19 protein-coding genes and 1 tRNA gene are annotated in these 15,756 nt (G+C 58.6%); 8 read left to right on the top strand and 12 right to left on the bottom strand.

Going from position 1 to position 15,756, the window contains the following annotated elements; genetic code table 11:
* Positions 1 to 44: 44 nt before the first annotated feature.
* The 3 genes from iscR to trmJ form a co-directional block, all read right to left on the bottom strand.
* Positions 45 to 536, bottom strand: a complete 492-nt coding sequence (gene iscR, locus K0H47_RS26935) for a Fe-S cluster assembly transcriptional regulator IscR (protein ID WP_003210305.1) — start codon at positions 534 to 536, stop codon at positions 45 to 47.
* 303 nt (positions 537 to 839) lie between these two features.
* Positions 840 to 1,625, bottom strand: coding sequence for a serine O-acetyltransferase (gene cysE, locus K0H47_RS26930; protein WP_219273903.1), 786 nt, complete (start codon positions 1,623 to 1,625; stop codon positions 840 to 842).
* 2 nt (positions 1,626 to 1,627) lie between these two features.
* Positions 1,628 to 2,398, bottom strand: coding sequence for a tRNA (cytosine(32)/uridine(32)-2'-O)-methyltransferase TrmJ (gene trmJ / locus K0H47_RS26925; protein ID WP_003210307.1), 771 nt, complete (start codon positions 2,396 to 2,398; stop codon positions 1,628 to 1,630).
* 145 nt (positions 2,399 to 2,543) lie between these two features.
* Between trmJ and suhB the strand changes: the two genes are divergently transcribed.
* Positions 2,544 to 3,359, top strand: a complete 816-nt coding sequence (suhB, locus tag K0H47_RS26920) for an inositol-phosphate phosphatase (protein ID WP_003175971.1) — start codon at positions 2,544 to 2,546, stop codon at positions 3,357 to 3,359.
* Between the two features lie 51 nt (positions 3,360 to 3,410).
* Here the strand turns inward: suhB and K0H47_RS26915 are convergent, their stop codons facing one another.
* The 6 genes from K0H47_RS26915 to queA all read right to left on the bottom strand — a co-directional run bounded on the left by K0H47_RS26915 (position 3,411) and on the right by queA (position 9,490).
* Positions 3,411 to 3,959 (bottom strand): glycine zipper 2TM domain-containing protein, encoded by a 549-nt coding sequence (locus K0H47_RS26915; RefSeq protein ID WP_003210309.1) that lies wholly within the window; start codon positions 3,957 to 3,959, stop codon positions 3,411 to 3,413.
* A gap of 123 nt (positions 3,960 to 4,082) precedes the next feature.
* Positions 4,083 to 4,997 (bottom strand): protein translocase subunit SecF, encoded by a 915-nt coding sequence (secF, locus tag K0H47_RS26910; RefSeq protein WP_003210311.1) that lies wholly within the window; start codon positions 4,995 to 4,997, stop codon positions 4,083 to 4,085.
* 9 nt (positions 4,998 to 5,006) lie between these two features.
* A complete protein-coding gene (secD, locus tag K0H47_RS26905; protein ID WP_219273902.1) occupies positions 5,007 to 6,875 on the bottom strand; it encodes a protein translocase subunit SecD in 1,869 nt (622 codons plus the stop codon).
* 62 nt (positions 6,876 to 6,937) lie between these two features.
* The gene (gene yajC / locus K0H47_RS26900) at positions 6,938 to 7,276 is read right to left on the bottom strand and encodes a preprotein translocase subunit YajC (protein ID WP_003175975.1); all 339 of its coding nucleotides are present in this window, start codon (positions 7,274 to 7,276) and stop codon (positions 6,938 to 6,940) included.
* 43 nt (positions 7,277 to 7,319) lie between these two features.
* A complete protein-coding gene (gene tgt / locus K0H47_RS26895; RefSeq protein ID WP_219273925.1) occupies positions 7,320 to 8,435 on the bottom strand; it encodes a tRNA guanosine(34) transglycosylase Tgt in 1,116 nt (371 codons plus the stop codon).
* Between the two features lie 5 nt (positions 8,436 to 8,440).
* The gene (gene queA, locus K0H47_RS26890; protein WP_093201386.1) at positions 8,441 to 9,490 is read right to left on the bottom strand and encodes a tRNA preQ1(34) S-adenosylmethionine ribosyltransferase-isomerase QueA; all 1,050 of its coding nucleotides are present in this window, start codon (positions 9,488 to 9,490) and stop codon (positions 8,441 to 8,443) included.
* Between the two features lie 108 nt (positions 9,491 to 9,598).
* On the opposite strand from queA, the gene K0H47_RS26885 reads away from it, so the two are divergent.
* Together K0H47_RS26885 and K0H47_RS26880 are read left to right on the top strand one after the other, a co-directional pair.
* A tRNA-Leu gene (locus K0H47_RS26885) sits at positions 9,599 to 9,683 on the top strand.
* A gap of 94 nt (positions 9,684 to 9,777) precedes the next feature.
* Positions 9,778 to 10,107: a hypothetical protein gene (locus K0H47_RS26880; RefSeq protein WP_219273901.1), complete on the top strand. Its 330-nt coding sequence runs from the start codon at positions 9,778 to 9,780 to the stop codon at positions 10,105 to 10,107.
* An 8-nt stretch (positions 10,108 to 10,115) separates the two neighbouring features.
* Here K0H47_RS26880 and K0H47_RS26875 read toward each other — a convergent pair whose 3' ends face one another.
* Complete coding sequence (locus K0H47_RS26875; RefSeq protein WP_177070773.1) at positions 10,116 to 10,751, bottom strand: LysE family translocator; 636 nt, start codon at positions 10,749 to 10,751, stop codon at positions 10,116 to 10,118.
* A 158-nt stretch (positions 10,752 to 10,909) separates the two neighbouring features.
* Here K0H47_RS26875 and K0H47_RS26870 point away from each other — a divergent pair, with 158 nt between their 5' ends.
* The 5 genes from K0H47_RS26870 (at position 10,910) to K0H47_RS26850 (ending at position 13,699) form a co-directional block, all read left to right on the top strand.
* The gene (locus K0H47_RS26870) at positions 10,910 to 11,278 is read left to right on the top strand and encodes a PH domain-containing protein (RefSeq protein WP_093201401.1); all 369 of its coding nucleotides are present in this window, start codon (positions 10,910 to 10,912) and stop codon (positions 11,276 to 11,278) included.
* Between the two features lie 37 nt (positions 11,279 to 11,315).
* Positions 11,316 to 11,636: a hypothetical protein gene (locus tag K0H47_RS26865; RefSeq protein WP_063033002.1), complete on the top strand. Its 321-nt coding sequence runs from the start codon at positions 11,316 to 11,318 to the stop codon at positions 11,634 to 11,636.
* A gap of 125 nt (positions 11,637 to 11,761) precedes the next feature.
* Positions 11,762 to 12,925: an S-type pyocin domain-containing protein gene (locus tag K0H47_RS26860; RefSeq protein ID WP_219273900.1), complete on the top strand. Its 1,164-nt coding sequence runs from the start codon at positions 11,762 to 11,764 to the stop codon at positions 12,923 to 12,925.
* A gap of 15 nt (positions 12,926 to 12,940) precedes the next feature.
* A complete protein-coding gene (locus K0H47_RS26855; RefSeq protein WP_008438442.1) occupies positions 12,941 to 13,219 on the top strand; it encodes a colicin E3-like toxin immunity protein in 279 nt (92 codons plus the stop codon).
* A 9-nt stretch (positions 13,220 to 13,228) separates the two neighbouring features.
* A complete protein-coding gene (locus K0H47_RS26850) occupies positions 13,229 to 13,699 on the top strand; it encodes a hypothetical protein (protein WP_219273899.1) in 471 nt (156 codons plus the stop codon).
* On the opposite strand, the gene K0H47_RS26845 is transcribed toward K0H47_RS26850, so the two are convergent.
* Positions 13,656 to 15,053 (bottom strand): sensor histidine kinase, encoded by a 1,398-nt coding sequence (locus tag K0H47_RS26845; protein WP_219273898.1) that lies wholly within the window; start codon positions 15,051 to 15,053, stop codon positions 13,656 to 13,658. The two genes, K0H47_RS26850 and K0H47_RS26845, sit on opposite strands and share 44 nt — an antisense overlap.
* On the bottom strand, positions 15,050 to 15,712 hold the full coding sequence (locus K0H47_RS26840) for a response regulator (RefSeq protein WP_201141075.1): 663 nt from the start codon (positions 15,710 to 15,712) through the stop codon (positions 15,050 to 15,052). Before K0H47_RS26840 ends, K0H47_RS26845 begins: the two co-directional genes overlap by 4 nt.
* Positions 15,713 to 15,756 lie beyond the last annotated feature (44 nt).

The following is a 15,756-nucleotide window of genomic DNA, read 5'->3' as shown; positions in this document are numbered from 1 at the left end:
TCTCCTAAATCAGGCTGGCTGGCGTGCCGTTAGCTCTTCGGCTGTCACTCGACGGCGGACGCTTCAATCTTGTCCAGACGCGGCGCCTTGGTGTTGCAACGGCGCTGGTCCTGACGCTGGGCTACTTCTTGCACCTCACGGCGAGTCACAAGATCAGCCAAGCTGATACCACTCAAAAACTCATGGATCTGCAGGCTCAGGTCACACCACAAGTGGTGCGTGAGGCAGGTGTCACCGGCATGGCAGTCACCCAGGCCCTGGCATTTGGTGGCATCGACGGATTCATTCACCGCGTCGATCACCTGGGCAACCTGGATGCCCTGCATGTCGCGGGACAGTTGATAGCCGCCGCCTGGACCACGAACGCTGGAAACCAGATTGCTGCGGCGCAACTTGGCGAACAACTGCTCGAGGTAGGACAGGGAAATGCCTTGGCGCTCGGAGATATCGGCCAGGGACACCGGCCCATTTTGCGCGTGCAAGGCCAGGTCAAGCATGGCGGTCACCGCGTATCGGCCTTTTGTAGTCAGTCTCATGGACAAGTACCAAGGTGTTTCAGAATGGGAGCAAGTATGCGATTCCCGAGTATTCAAGTCAACTATAAGACCTAGTACTTTAGTCAGGAATACCCGTAAAAAGGGCGCGCGAATAATAGCAGGGTGGGGCGGGATGGACCAGCGGGAACAGGGCCAAGCCGGGAATGCTGGACCAATGGAGGTCAAAATGTGGGAGCAGGCTTGCTCGCGAATGCGGTGGATCAGTCAATATATTCGGCGACTGACACGCAGCTTTCGCGAGCAAGCCCGCTCCCACATGGGTTTTGCAGTGATTGCGAGACTTCAGCCCGCCTTGGTGGCGGTACCTTCGTCCTTGATCTCGGCAAAGTCTTCGGTGCGCAGCTCAGGCAAGTCCTTGGCGCAGTAGTTGCTGCCAAGGTCTTTCAGGGCACCGCACATACCGTCCAGCTTGCCATCCACCGCTTGCAGGTGATCCAGCAATTGGCCAATGGCGCGCGCCACCGGGTCGGGCATGTCTTCGCTGACGCCATAGGCATCGAAACCGATTTTCTCGGCCATGGCCTTGCGCTTGGCTTCCTGCTCATCACCGACTTCCGGCTTGACGATAATCCGCCCCGGAATGCCGACAACCGTTGCACCAGGCGGTACGGCCTTGGTCACCACGGCGTTGGAACCGACCTTGGCGCCTGCACCGACGGTAAACGGGCCGAGGACTTTGGCGCCCGCCCCTACTACAACGCCATCTTCCAGCGTCGGGTGACGCTTGCCTTTGTTCCAGGTGGTGCCGCCCAGGGTCACGCCCTGATACAGGGTTACGTCATCACCAATCTCGGCAGTTTCACCAATAACGATGCCCATGCCGTGGTCGATAAAGAAGCGGCGACCAACCTTGGCGCCCGGATGAATCTCGATCCCGGTCAACCAGCGACCAAAGTTGGAGACCAGCCGCGCCAGCCATTTCCACCCCATATTCCACAAGGCACCAGACAGGCGGTGGATCCAGATCGCGTGCATGCCCGGGTAGCAGGTCAGCACTTCAAAGGCGTTGCGCGCCGCCGGGTCACGGTGGAAAACACTCTGGATATCTTCTCGCAAACGCTCGAACATTTTTAATCCTTCCGCTTAAGAAGCTCGCCACGGGCCGCTTTCTGGGTTTCCGTGAGGATGCCACGCAATATATTCATTTCCGCCCGGCTGACCGAGCTGCGTCCGTACAACCGACGCAGGCGCGCCATCAAGTGCCGTGGCTTTTCCGGATCGAGGAATTCGATGGCCACCAGGGTTTGCTCCAGGTGCTCATAGAACCGCTCCAGCTCGTCCATGGTGGCCAACTCGCCACTCTTGGTCGATGCAACCTCGTCCTTCTCTACCTTGCTTGGCTGGCCTTCAGCGGCCAGCCAGGCCATGCGCACTTCATAACTCAACACCTGCACCGCTGCCCCGAGGTTCAGCGAACTGAACTCAGGGTCTGATGGGATGTGCACGTGATAATGACATCGCTGCAGCTCTTCATTGGTCAGGCCGGAGTCTTCACGGCCAAATACCAAGGCGATTTCAGCGCCGCCGGCGGCCTCTTCCACGACTTTGGTCCCGCATTCGCGAGGATCCAGCAGCGGCCAGGGGATGCGACGGTCGCGAGCGCTGGTGCCGAGCACCAGGTTGCAGCCGACCAGAGCATCTTCCAGCGTGGCGACGACCTGGGCTTTTTCGAGGATGTCATTGGCACCGGACGCGCGAGCATCGGCCTCGTGGTGCGGGAACACACGCGGCTCCACCAGCACCAGGCGCGTCAGCCCCATGTTCTTCATGGCTCGCGCCACGCCGCCGATATTGCCGGGATGACTGGTATTGACGAGGACGACACGGATGTTTTGCAGCAAGGGAGGCGCTCTCGGACACGGGAAAGGGGAGCAAATCTTACAGAACAGCCTAAGGTTATGCCATGAAAGGTAACGTCGTCCTTCACCTGAAGAAAGTTTCTGCTAGAATGCTCGGCTTTCTTTAACAACCTTAGGTGACACATCCATGCAGCCCATGCTGAATATCGCGCTGCGCGCCGCCCGCAGCGCCAGTGAATTGATCTTCCGCTCCATCGAGCGCCTGGATACCATCAAGGTCGACGAAAAAGACGCCAAGGATTACGTATCCGAGGTGGATCGCGCCGCCGAGCAGAAAATCATCGACGCGCTGCGCAAGGCCTACCCTACCCACGGCATCCTCGGTGAAGAAACCGGTTTGCACAAAGGTAGCGGCGAAGGCGAAGACTACCTGTGGATCATCGACCCACTGGATGGCACCACCAACTTCCTGCGCGGCATCCCGCACTTTGCCGTGAGCATTGCCTGCAAATACCGTGGCCGCCTGGAGCACGCCGTTGTTCTGGACCCGGTTCGCCAGGAAGAATTCACCGCCAGCCGTGGCCGTGGCGCCCAGTTGAACGGTCGTCGCCTGCGTGTCAGCGGTCGCACCAGCCTGGACGGCGCCCTGCTGGGTACCGGCTTCCCGTTCCGTGATGACCAGATGGACAACCTGGAAAACTACTTGGGCATGTTCCGCGCCCTGGTTGGCCAGACCGCCGGCATCCGTCGCGCCGGTGCAGCCAGCCTGGACCTGGCTTATGTCGCTGCCGGTCGTTTTGATGCGTTCTGGGAGTCGGGCCTGTCCGAGTGGGACATGGCTGCAGGTGCTCTGCTGATTCAAGAAGCGGGCGGTTTGGTGAGCGACTTCACCGGCGGTCACGACTTCCTGGAGAAGGGCCACGTGGTTGCCGGCAACACCAAATGCTTCAAGGCAGTACTGACGGCGATCCAGCCGCACCTGCCGGCTTCGCTGAAGCGCTAAGCGAGCGAGCACAAAAAAGCACCCCTCGGGGTGCTTTTTTTATATCTGGAATTACTGCTGCGGCTGGTTCTGACCGATAACCAGGCGCCCTTCCTTGTCGACCGGGATCTGATTGCCTGGATCACGATCCATGCGCACAGAGCCTTCCTTGCCGTCCAGGGTGTAACGCACGTCGTACCCGACAACCTTGTCGCTGATGTCGTTAACAGTGTTACAACGGGTTTGCGTAGTGGTGTAGGTATCGCGGTTCTGCATGCCTTCCTGAACCTTGTTACCGGCATAACCGCCACCAACCGCACCGGCCACCGTGGCCAGCTTCTTGCCATTGCCGCCGCCGACCTGATTACCCAACAGGCCGCCCGCCAGCGCACCAACCACCGTACCGACGATCTGGTGCTGATCCTGCACAGGCTTCTGCCGGGTTACGGCAACGTCCTTGCAGACTTCACGCGGGGTTTTAATCTGGGTTTTCACCGGCTGCACCGCCAGCACTTGCGCATACTCAGGGCCGCTTTTTACCAGGCTGTAGGTGGCAACAGCACCCCCGGCAGTCACACCGACAGCACCCAATACCGCACCAACCAGTAACGACTTGTTCACGTGAACCTCCTGACCATCACAAACGGACCGAACGATCCGCGCTATACCCAGCCTTGGAGCAAAAAAAAAGGCGCGAGTTCAATACTCGCGCCTTATTTGTAACAGCAGATCAACAAACACCCATCAAGGGCGGTCGTCGACCTCCTTGCCGGTGCTGGCGGGAGGGATCAGGTCTTCGCTGTTGAGGTTCAGCCAGATCAGTACCACGTTGGCGATGTAGATCGACGAGTAGGTACCCGCCAGTACGCCGATGAACAGCGACAGCGAGAAGCCCCACAGGTTATCGCCACCGAACACCATCAGCGCGGCAATTGCCAGCAAGGTGGAGATCGAGGTTGCCATGGTTCGCAGCAGGGTCTGAGTGGTGGAGATGTTGATGTTCTCGATCAACGTCGCCTTGCGCAGTACCCGGAAGTTCTCACGAACCCGGTCGAATACCACGATGGTGTCGTTGAGGGAGTAACCAATGATCGCCAGCACCGCCGCCAATACAGTCAGGTCGAAGGTGATCTGGAAGTAGGCCAGGATGCCCACGGTCACGATCACGTCGTGGATCAGCGACACAATGGCGCCGACACCGAACTTCCACTGAAAGCGGAAAGCCAGGTAGATCATGATGCCGACCAGCGCCATCAGCATGCCGAGGCCGCCCTGATCGCGCAACTCTTCACCCACTTGCGGGCCCACGAACTCGACGCGCTTGACCGAGGCCGGGTTGTCGCCGCCGACCTTCTGCAAGGCCTCGGCTACCTGGTGACCCAGTTGCGGGTCTTCCCCCGGCATACGCACCAGCAGGTCAGTGGTTGCACCAAAGCTCTGGACGATGGCTTCGTGATAGCCGGCCTTGACCAGCTCGTTGCGCACCAGGCTAACGTCGGCCGGCTTCTCGTAGGTCAGCTCGATGAGCGTACCGCCGGTGAAGTCCAGACCGTAGTTCAGGCCCTTATGGAACCAGCTGAACAACGCCAGAACGGTAAGGAGCATGGTGAAGCCGAACGCAACGTTGCGAACGCCCATGAAGTTGATTGTACGTAACATGGCAGCCCCTTAAATCCACAACTTCTTGAAGTCACGTCCGCCAAAGATCAGGTTGACCATTGCGCGGGTCACCATGATGGCCGTGAACATCGAGGTAAAGATACCGAGGGACATGGTCACCGCAAAACCTTTGACCGGGCCGGTGCCCATGGCAAAGAGAATCCCGCCGACCAACAGAGTGGTCAGGTTGGAGTCGAGAATTGCAGTAAATGCCCGGCCGAAGCCTTCGTTGATTGCCCGCTGTACGGTCATGCCCGCAGCAATCTCTTCACGAATCCGCGAGAAGATCAGTACGTTGGCATCTACCGCCATACCCATGGTGAGTACGATACCGGCGATACCTGGCAGGGTCAGCGTTGCACCCAGCAGCGACATCAGGGCCAGCAGCATCACCATGTTACCCGCCAGTGCGACGGTAGCGATGACGCCGAAGAAGCGGTAGATGGCGATGATGAACAGGGAGACGAACAGCATGCCCCACAGTGCAGCGTCGATACCCTTGGTGATGTTGTCAGCACCCAGGCTCGGGCCGATGGTACGTTCTTCAGCGAAGTACATCGGGGCCGCCAGGCCACCGGCACGCAGCAGCAGCGCCAGTTCGGACGACTCACCCTGGCCGTTCAGGCCAGTGATGCGGAATTGAGCACCCAGCGGCGACTGAATGGTCGCCAGGCTGATGATCTTCTTCTCTTCTTTAAAGGTCTGTACCGGTACGTCTTTCTCTACGCCGTCGACTACTTGCTTGGTGTAGGTGGTGACAGGACGCTGCTCGATGAAGATCACCGCCATGCTGCGACCGACGTTGCTGCGGGTTGCGCGGCTCATCAGTTCGCCACCGTGGCCATCCAGGCGGATGTTCACTTCAGGCGTGCCGTGTTCGCCGAAACCGGCCTTGGCGTCGGTAACTTGGTCACCGGTGATGATCAAGCCACGCTCGATCAGTGCAGGTGGACGATTGCCTTCACGGAACTCGAACTCTTCAGCAGTCGTGCGGGTAGCACCCGGCTCAGCCGCCAGACGGAACTCCAGGTTGGCTGTCTTGCCCAGGATACGCTTGGCTTCAGCAGTGTCCTGCACGCCCGGCAGTTCAACCACGATGCGGTTGGCACCCTGGCGCTGAACGATAGGCTCGGCCACACCCAGCTCGTTGACGCGGTTACGTACCGTGGTCAAGTTCTGCTTGATGGAGTATTCACGGATTTCCGCCAGCTTGGCCGGGGTCATCGCCAGACGCAGTACCGCCTGACCATTGAGGTCGGCCGGAACAATGTCGAAATCGTTGAAGTTCTTGCGAATCAGTGCACGGGCCTGTTCGCGGGTTGCTTCGTCAGCAAAGCCCAGCTGGATGGCGCCGTTGAGCTGCGGCAGGCTGCGATAACGCAGGCGCTCTTTACGCAGCAGGCTCTTCACATCGCCTTCATAGACTTTCAGGCGAGCGTCGAGGGCCTTGTCCATGTCCACTTCCAGCAGGAAGTGCACACCACCGGACAAGTCCAGACCCAGCTTCATCGGGTGCGCGCCAATCGCGCGCAGCCATTTTGGTGTGGTCTGTGCCAGGTTCAGTGCGACGACGTAGTCATCACCCATGATCTTGCGCACAACGTCTTTGGCCGGCAATTGGTCTTCTTGCTTGGTCAGGCGCAACAAACCGCCCTTGCCGTCAGCTGCCAAGGTTGCCGCTTTAACCTGGATGCCCGCGTCGGTGAGCGCTTTGCTCGTGCGGTCCAGATCAGCCTGATTGACCTGCAACGCAGTGCTGGCACCCGTGATCTGGATCGCCGGGTCATCAGGATAGAGATTGGGAGCGGAATAAATAAAACCGATCGCCAGCACCGCCAGGATCAGTACGTATTTCCACAGAGGGTATTTGTTCAGCATCACGCCGCCCGCTTATAACGCGGGGCGCCTTGCGCGCCCCGTCGATTGGTAAAGGTTGTTACTTAGATCGCTTTGAGCGTGCCTTTTGGCAGCGTGGCGGCGATGGCGCCCTTCTGGAACTTCATTTCTACGGTGTCGGAGACTTCCAGAACCACGAAAGCGTCGGACACTTTAGTGATCTTGCCGGCGATGCCGCCAGTGGTCACGACTTCGTCGCCTTTCTGCAAGCTGCCCAGCAGGTTCTTCTGCTCTTTGGCGCGCTTGGCCTGTGGACGCCAGATCATCAGGTAGAAGATGACCAGGAAGCCGACCAGGAAAATCCACTCAAAACCACCGCCCATAGGACCGGCAGCGGCCGGTGCAGCGGCATCAGCCATGGCATTAGAGATAAAAAAGCTCATTTAGCACTCCAGTTGCAAATAGTGAATCTTAGGGTCGGAAAACTCAGTCCAAGGGCGGCACAGGCAGCCCGCGCTTGGCATAGAAGGCATCGACGAAGGCGGCCAATGTACCCTGTTGAATAGCCTCGCGCAAACCAGCCATCAGGACTTGGTAGTGACGCAAATTGTGGATGGTATTCAACATGCTACCCAGCATTTCCCCACACTTGTCCAGATGGTGCAGATAAGCGCGCGAGAAGTTCTGGCAGGTGTAGCAGTCACAGGTAGGATCCAGCGGCGATTCATCATGGCGATGGAACGCGTTACGGATCTTCAGCACGCCTGTATCGATGAACAGATGCCCATTGCGGGCATTACGGGTTGGCATCACGCAATCGAACATGTCCACACCGCGGCGCACACCCTCTACGAGATCTTCTGGTTTGCCAACGCCCATAAGGTAACGAGGTTTGTCAGCCGGCATCAGGCCCGGCAGGTAGTCCAGCACCTTGATCATCTCGTGCTTGGGCTCGCCCACCGACAGACCGCCGATGGCCAAGCCGTCGAAACCGATCTTGTCCAGGCCTTCCAGCGAGCGCTTGCGCAAGCTTTCATGCATGCCGCCCTGCACGATACCGAACAGGGCAGCGGTGTTATCGCCATGGGCACTTTTCGAGCGCTGGGCCCAACGCAGCGACAGCTCCATGGAGATCCGTGCGACGTCTTCATCGGCCGGGTACGGCGTGCACTCGTCGAAAATCATCACGATGTCGGAGCCCAGGTCTCGCTGGACCTGCATCGACTCTTCCGGCCCCATGAACACTTTGGCGCCGTCCACCGGGGAGGCGAAGGTCACGCCCTCCTCCTTGATCTTGCGCATCGCGCCCAGGCTGAACACCTGGAAACCACCCGAGTCAGTAAGGATCGGGCCTTGCCACTTCATGAAGTCATGCAGGTCGCCATGCTTCTTGATCACTTCCGTGCCCGGGCGCAGCCACAGGTGGAAGGTGTTGCCCAGGATGATCTCGGCGCCGGTGGCGACGATGTCACGCGGCAGCATGCCTTTTACCGTGCCGTAGGTACCGACCGGCATAAAGGCCGGGGTCTCGACGGTACCGCGAGGGAAAGTCAAACGGCCGCGGCGAGCTTTACCATCCGTGGCCAGCAATTCAAACGACATACGACTCATGATTGTTCCTCTGGGCCGCGCGGCGCCGGATTACGGGTGATAAACATCGCATCACCGTAGCTGAAAAAACGGTATCCGTTATCGATGGCGGCTTGATAAGCGGCCATGGTTTCGGGATAACCGGCAAATGCCGACACCAGCATCAACAGCGTGGATTCCGGCAAATGGAAATTGGTCACCAGGGCATCGACCACATGAAACGGCCGGCCCGGGTAGATAAAGATATCGGTGTCGCCACTGAACGGTTTGAGCACGCCATCACGTGCCGCACTTTCCAGCGAGCGCACGCTGGTCGTACCGACCGCCACCACCCGCCCGCCACGCGCCTTGCACGCGTCAACCGCATCCACGACTTCCTGGCTGACTTCCAGCCACTCGCTGTGCATATGGTGGTCTTCGATGTTATCCACACGCACCGGCTGAAACGTGCCGGCCCCCACGTGCAGGGTCACATAGGCCGTTTCAACGCCTTTGGCAGCGATCGCATCCAGCAGCGGCTGGTCGAAATGCAGCCCCGCAGTCGGTGCAGCCACTGCGCCCAGGCGCTGGGAGTACACCGTCTGATAACGCTCGCGGTCCGAGTCTTCGTCGGGGCGGTCTATATAAGGAGGCAGCGGCATGTGGCCGACACGCTCCAACAGCGGCAACACTTCCTCGGCAAAACCCAGCTCGAACAACGCATCGTGACGGGCCAGCATTTCTGCTTCGCCACCGCCATCGATAAGGATCTTCGAACCCGGTTTCGGCGACTTGCTGGAGCGCACATGGGCCAGCACGCGATGGCTGTCCAGCACCCGCTCCACCAGAATTTCCAGCTTGCCACCGGACGCTTTCTGGCCAAACAGCCGTGCCGGAATCACCCGGGTATTGTTGAAAACCATCAAGTCGCCCGGGCGTAAATGCTCAAGCAAATCAGTGAATTGACGGTGTGCGAGGGCACCGCTGACCCCGTCCAGGGTCAGCAGTCGACTGGCGCGACGCTCGGCCAAAGGGTGGCGAGCGATCAGCGAATCAGGGAGCTCAAAAGTAAAGTCAGCAACGCGCATGATGGGGTTCGTCTAGCAGGGCCGGGAAGTCTAGCGGAAATAGTGAAAATTGACCATGAAACGTGATTGACCAACGGTAATCTCATCTCTATACTTCGCCGCCATTGAGCCCTGATGGCGGAATTGGTAGACGCGGCGGATTCAAAATCCGTTTTCGAAAGGAGTGGGAGTTCGAGTCTCCCTCGGGGCACCATCTTAAAAAAAGACCTTGAAATTCAAGGTCTTTTTTTTCGCCTGCAGGAAAGTGATGATGGGCGGGCGAACGCGAGAGAAGAGAAACCTTGACCATGGAACTGACGCTGGAAGCTGTTGCGCTTTTTGCGCTCAAGCTGGTGCACGAGACCGAAGGCGCGAGCCCGATTCTGCGGGATGACCCGGTCATGGACGGCTATGAGCGGGAAGTGTTTGGCTTGCTGGTTCGCAAGGGCGACCTCAACGCCATCCTGCAAAAGATCGACGAGTGCCTGGCGCTGTCCCTCGAATCCCTGGGCGGTGCAAACACCGTGATGGGCCGCGAGCTGCAACGGCTCGCGGTGGATGTGCGCCAAGCGACGACACTCGAAGAACTCAATGCCCCGCTCAACGCACTCAAGGATTATCTGAAAGCCATCCTGTAACGCCTGAGTTACCGCCGCCCCTCTACCGCCATGCGCACAGCCAGGCCCATCAGCACCGAGCCCATCAACCAACGCTGCACGGTTTGCCAGACGGGCTTGCGGATGAAAAACCCTGCGATCGAGCCCGCCATGAGGGCAATCAACGCGTTGACGCTCACACTGATCATGATCTGCGTAAAGCCGAGCACCAAGGACTGCGACAGCACACTGGCATGCCCGTCAGGGTCGATGAATTGGGGCAATAACGACAGATACATCACCGCCACTTTGGGATTCAACAGGTTGGTGACGAAGCCCATCATGAACAGCTTGCGCGGGCTGTCCTTGGGCAAGTCCCGCACCTGAAACGGCGATCGGCCACCCGGTTTGACCGCTTGCCAAGCCAGGTACACCAGATACAACGCCCCGCCGAGTCGCAGCGCGTCGTAAGCATAGGGAACCGCCATCACCAATGCCGTGATGCCCAATGCCGCGCAGAACATATAAACGACAAACCCCAATGCAACGCCGCCCAGGGAAATCAGCCCGGCCATTCGGCCCTGGCAGATCGACCGCGAAATGAGGTAAATCATGTTCGGGCCGGGCGTCAGCACCATGCCGAGAGAGATCAGGCCGTAGGCAAGCAGGCTGGAGAGTTCGGGCATGGTGTGGCTCCTTGATGACGTAAAACTTTGTAGTGATCGGCGAATTGTTGGGCGTCATGGTAGGGCGATAAAAAGGAGCCCGTTAGATACAGATCCGCGAGCAAAACGTCATACACCGGCGCGTGCGTTTACCGCACCGCTCACCCAAGGAAAGGCACATGATCGACTTCAACAACAAAGGCTTCTTCAAACTCAAACAAAACGACGAATACGCCGAACGCGTTTCGTCCCTGCTGCTGGATGATGAACAGGTGATCGACTCCTACAAGGCCATGCGCGATGGGGTGGTGTTCACCACCAAGCGCATCATCGCGGTGAACGTGCAAGGCATTACCGGCAGCAAGAAGGACTTCACTTCACTGCCGTACAAAAATATCGTCGCGTATTCAGTGGAAACGTCCGGGACGTTTGATCTGGATTCGGAGCTGGAGATTTACTTTTCAGCGGTAGGGAAAGTGAAGTTTGAGTTTACGGGGAAGACGTCGATTGTTGAGATATCGAGGGTGATTTCCAGGCATGTGCTTTGACCCGTTACGAAACCTCCGTTTTTAAGGATTTCCCACTATGGGTCCGAAAACCGCAGAGCTAATTGATGTTCTTGAGGAACTTGCCATCCTGCTGGAAAGCGACGGGGACAACCACTGGAGCCGATGGATGCGTAAGGCCAAAACCTTGTTGCAGGCATCCGATTACTCCGGAATCACCTATCTACGCTCCGCATACGGTGGGATGGGCTCGTTCAATGACCTCATTCTTGGCCAAAGCAGCGTAGACGGCGTCTTTTCCTGGAAGCCAGGATACAAAGAGTTGAACGACCGGTTGGAGGAGTTACGTAATAAAGCCTCGCAGTTGGGCGCGGAGATACAGCGCGATCAGGGAGAGTAAGCGCGCTTGGCTCAATGTAGCGATTGATAAAGTGACTTTTCCCACGCATACCATCGAACAACGAGAATTTCAGGTTCTTCTCCGCTCTCATAGGCTCGCTTCCTTGCACAAGGAAGTGAGTCGTCATGACAGAGCGCGCGTATCCAATTACCGAAGAAGAGCAGCTGAAACGGCGAATTCTGACGCCGCAGCCTAAGCAGATTCCGTATTCACCGTTCATTGATTTGTATGAGGCGCCTCCCGCGCCCACGCCTGAACCCACGAAGATTCCAGGCCATGTGTTCGCCAAGTCGTGCCATCTGCCCGACGGGATCATCAGCTACAACAACCCCACCGGTTATGTGCCGCTTGAGCTGATCAAGGACTACGGCCACTTCACGCTGTTAGGCGGACGGGAGGTGGATAGCCACGGCGGTGTATCCCTCCGAAAAATCAGCGGTAGCGCCCTGCCCATGGGGCTTGGCCAGCTTGTACTGCGCACAGCGGCATTGGAGTCAGCGGCTGCGGCGGTCGGTACCGCCGCTGGGGGTTTGCTTGCAGGGCTGGTGGCGCTGGCATGGCCGTCGGAGCTTGGCGACAGTGCGCTTTATAGCGAAGAGCAGCTTCGTCACCTGCAAAAAGCTCGCTCGCGGATGCGTTTGCACATCGAGCAACAAGCCGACGGGACGCTCAAGGGGTATGGGTTTTACACCGGTAACAATGCCGACTGGCAGATGATCGATGTGGTGCAGTTTCAGAGTCGTGACAGGCAGTTCGTGGCGGATCTCGGCGAGGGTGTAGAGCTGATTTGGACGCCAGCCATTGATCCTGGCGACACCCTTGGCATCCCGGCGTTGGAGGCCACGCCGCAAGCACCGGTGATGTGGATCTATCCGCCGACTGAGGCGGCCAAACAGATTTTGGTGAGCCCGATTTATCCGCCGGAGTATCGGGACTTCATTCTGGTGTTCCCGGTGGAGTCGGGGGTTCGGCCACTGTATGTGGTGGTTAACGAACCACGAAAGGGGCTTAAAAACCCGGACCATGATTATTTCCCGGCCCCCAACGCTGCAGACATAACAGGCTTTCCAGGTCTGATAGACCAAAGACCCGTGACACCGAGAAAAGGCGGTAGCGGCTTACGCGAGCGCTGGATAGATGCCAAAGGGAGGAAAATATTTGAGTGGGATTCCAAGAAAGGCGAATTAGAAGTCTATCGAAACAGTGACCTTGCCCACCTAGGCGCATTCGATCCCTACACCGGTGAGCGCCGAGGTCGAGCAAAACCCGAACGCCGCATATACAGATAAAGTGGAAAACACATCATGGTTATGAAAGTCAGATTGCGTTGGTACGACAAGCAAAGCAATTACGTGAAGGCAGATGAATACTCGGCAGATATTGATGACGCGGAGAGCTTTTTTGAAACACTAGGGTTGAGTCAAGAAACGGCGATATATGCGGACGTGTTCAACGTTCGCCCAAGCTGGATAGCGACTATCCAACCGCATTTCCAGCACGTAATTGAACCCGTGAACTTCGATTACCAAATCTCCTTCAGCTACCAAGGCACATGGCCGCCCCAATCCTCCAAGAAACCATAAAGGAATCCAATGAAAAAGCCCCCTCTCTACCGCTCAGTCAACACCCGCACGCACAACGTGCGTCACGGCAGTTGCCGCACCTACAGGCAACAACGCCATAGTAAAAGCGAAAAGAATTCCATGCTCAGCCGTGGATCAATGCATAGCCATCACCGGCACGGTCTCGATTACACGCCACTATTCCGGTTTCTTCTGTCCAAGGTCGGCCACCATTGGGATGGTGTATTCAGCGAAGCCAACGCCCGCCTGGACCGCCCGGAACCTGTATTCTGGATGGTTGCCCTGCATGAAAGCGACAAAAAAGAATACGTACGAACGGACGAGTCCACCTATTACAGCGGCTTGTACGTCGACGAGGCTGGCCTGCTGCAAAAGGTTAACGCGCAACTGACACCCGCGCTCATGAAGCCGTTTTGCAACTGCTGCACCCACACCTTCAACGGTGTGGTATTCCCACCGGCTCCACCCCACAGGAGCTAAAACTCAACCGCGCACACAACCCACCCACCTCCCGGTTATACAACTCCAACCGCCCTCCAATCTTCCCCACGATCATCTGCACAATCGCCAACCCCAACCCCGCCCCATTCGCATTCCCGCGACTATAAAACCGCTCAAACAACCGCTCAATCTCCCCTTCATCAATCCCCGGCCCTGCATCCTCCACACACAACTGCACCACTCCCGAATCCGAACCCCGTACCACCACCCGCACCTCACTCCCCGCCGGCGAGAAATTCAGTGCATTGGTCACCAGATTCTGCAGCGCAATCGCCAACGCCACCGGGTCCGTTTCAATCCAACATTCCTCATCCCCTTCCAGCACCAGTTCAACGCCCTTCTCCATCGCCAGGGGCGTCAGTTCCGCAAGCTCTTCGCGTACCAACTCCGTCAACGAAATACGCAGGCGAACGGTGTTGTTCAGCTGTGGCTCAATCCGCGCCATGGTCAGCAGTTGGCTGCCAATGCGCGTCGCCCGGTCCACGCCATTGACCAGAAAGTCCAACGCCTCTCGCCGCTCCTCCTCGGTACCCGCGCTCTGGGCGTTCTGCGCATGAATGCGCAATATCGCCAACGGCGTGCGCAACTCATGGGCCGCATCCGCAATAAACCGTCGCTCGCGCTCCAGCAACTCATCCACCTGCACCAGCAGGCGGTTCAGCGCGGTTTGCATCGGTTCCAGGTCTGCCGGCAACGGTTCAAGTTGCAGCGGTCGCAATGTCTCGCTATCCCGACCGCGAATTGCCTGGGCCATGGCGCGCAGGGGTTTGAGGCCCCAGCCGATGGTCAGCCAGATCAACACCGCCAGCAGCGGCACGCCAATCAGGATCGGCCAGAGGGTGTGGCGAATGATGCGCTGGATCACATCCTGGCGAATGTCGTCGCGCTCACCCACCCAGATCAACAGACCTTGTTGCATGTCGGCGAGCATGAACGCGCACCAGTCGTTGCCGTTTTCCATCAGGTCGTGCGGCCCGAGGGTGGTGGGCGGTGCGTTGAGGATCGGGGCGTCGGTGGAGCGCACCAGCAGTTGGCCGTCGGTGCGCCATACCTGGAAGGTCAGGCGGGTTTCATAAGGGTGCGCCGCGCCGTCTTCGCCGACGCGGCTCATGGCTTGATCGAAGGCCTGGTAGAGGCGTTCCCAGTCGGCATCGCCGGGGTCGCGCTGGCGCAGTACGCCTTGCAGCAAGCGGGCACTCTGGGCGAGTTGGGCGTCGTAGACTTCTTCGATTTCGTGGTGGCTGTCCCGCAGGACGAGCCAGCTGATCAGGCCATCGCCCAGCAGGATCAGCACCAGCACCGGGATGAGGATGCGCGCGCGGACCGAGTTCATGGCTTGAGTTCCACCACGTAGCCAACGCCGCGCACGGTGCGGATCAGCTCGGTGGAGAGTTTTTTGCGCAGGTTGTGGATAAGGACTTCGAGGGTGTTGCTTTCGACGCGGTCCTGCCAGCCATACAGCGCGCGGGACAGGCGTTCGCGGGTGACGACTTTGCCGGGGCGCACCATCAGTTGATGCAGCAGTTGGTATTCCATTGGCGTGACCACAACGTCCTCGCCTTGATAGCTGACCTGTTGGGTCGCCGGGTCCAGGCTGACGCCCGCATGCTCCAGCAACGGCTGCGCCCGGCCCAGGCTGCGGCGCAACAGGGCGCGCACGCGGGCCTTGAACTCTTCGACATCGAAGGGTTTGACCAGGTAGTCGTCAGCGCCGGCATCCAGGCCGGCAATGCGTTCGGCGGTGCCGTCGCGGGCGGTGAGGATCAGCACCGGCAGGTCGTATTGCTCGGCGCGCAGGGTTTGCAGGAGGGTCAGGCCGTCGAGGCGTGGCAGGCCAAGGTCGAGCAGCAGCAAGTCGAAGCTTTCGGTGCGCAGCGCGTGCAAGGCGCTGACGCCATCCTGCAGCCAGTCCAGGGTGTAGCCTTCGGCGCCCAGGGCTACACGGATCCCTTGGCCAAGGGCGCGATCATCTTCGACAAGGAGCAGGCGCATAGCTGATTCTCTGTAGGAAACGGCCGCATGATGCCGCGTAACGG

It is taken from the genome of Pseudomonas sp. Xaverov 83, from assembly GCF_019352905.1.
Taxonomy (GTDB): Bacteria; Pseudomonadota; Gammaproteobacteria; order Pseudomonadales; family Pseudomonadaceae; genus Aquipseudomonas; species Aquipseudomonas yamanorum.
Note: the sequence above shows the minus strand (reverse complement) of the source record. Positions and strands in the feature narration are given on the sequence as shown.

Bases quoted from the DNA above. Each gene is read 5' to 3' on its own strand.
- iscR (WP_003210305.1), bottom strand. From the start codon at position 536: ATGAGACTGACTACAAAAGGCCGATACGCGGTGACCGCCATGCTTGAC.
- cysE (WP_219273903.1), bottom strand. From the start codon at position 1,625: ATGTTCGAGCGTTTGCGAGAAGATATCCAGAGTGTTTTCCACCGTGAC.
- suhB (WP_003175971.1), top strand. From the start codon at position 2,544: ATGCAGCCCATGCTGAATATCGCGCTGCGCGCCGCCCGCAGCGCCAGT.
- secF (WP_003210311.1), bottom strand. From the start codon at position 4,997: ATGTTACGTACAATCAACTTCATGGGCGTTCGCAACGTTGCGTTCGGC.
- secD (WP_219273902.1), bottom strand. From the start codon at position 6,875: ATGCTGAACAAATACCCTCTGTGGAAATACGTACTGATCCTGGCGGTG.
- yajC (WP_003175975.1), bottom strand. From the start codon at position 7,276: ATGAGCTTTTTTATCTCTAATGCCATGGCTGATGCCGCTGCACCGGCC.
- tgt (WP_219273925.1), bottom strand. From the start codon at position 8,435: ATGTCGTTTGAATTGCTGGCCACGGATGGTAAAGCTCGCCGCGGCCGT.
- queA (WP_093201386.1), bottom strand. From the start codon at position 9,490: ATGCGCGTTGCTGACTTTACTTTTGAGCTCCCTGATTCGCTGATCGCT.
- K0H47_RS26880 (WP_219273901.1), top strand. From the start codon at position 9,778: ATGGAACTGACGCTGGAAGCTGTTGCGCTTTTTGCGCTCAAGCTGGTG.
- K0H47_RS26875 (WP_177070773.1), bottom strand. From the start codon at position 10,751: ATGCCCGAACTCTCCAGCCTGCTTGCCTACGGCCTGATCTCTCTCGGC.
- K0H47_RS26870 (WP_093201401.1), top strand. From the start codon at position 10,910: ATGATCGACTTCAACAACAAAGGCTTCTTCAAACTCAAACAAAACGAC.
- K0H47_RS26865 (WP_063033002.1), top strand. From the start codon at position 11,316: ATGGGTCCGAAAACCGCAGAGCTAATTGATGTTCTTGAGGAACTTGCC.
- K0H47_RS26860 (WP_219273900.1), top strand. From the start codon at position 11,762: ATGACAGAGCGCGCGTATCCAATTACCGAAGAAGAGCAGCTGAAACGG.
- K0H47_RS26855 (WP_008438442.1), top strand. From the start codon at position 12,941: ATGGTTATGAAAGTCAGATTGCGTTGGTACGACAAGCAAAGCAATTAC.
- K0H47_RS26850 (WP_219273899.1), top strand. From the start codon at position 13,229: ATGAAAAAGCCCCCTCTCTACCGCTCAGTCAACACCCGCACGCACAAC.
- K0H47_RS26845 (WP_219273898.1), bottom strand. From the start codon at position 15,053: ATGAACTCGGTCCGCGCGCGCATCCTCATCCCGGTGCTGGTGCTGATC.
- K0H47_RS26840 (WP_201141075.1), bottom strand. From the start codon at position 15,712: ATGCGCCTGCTCCTTGTCGAAGATGATCGCGCCCTTGGCCAAGGGATC.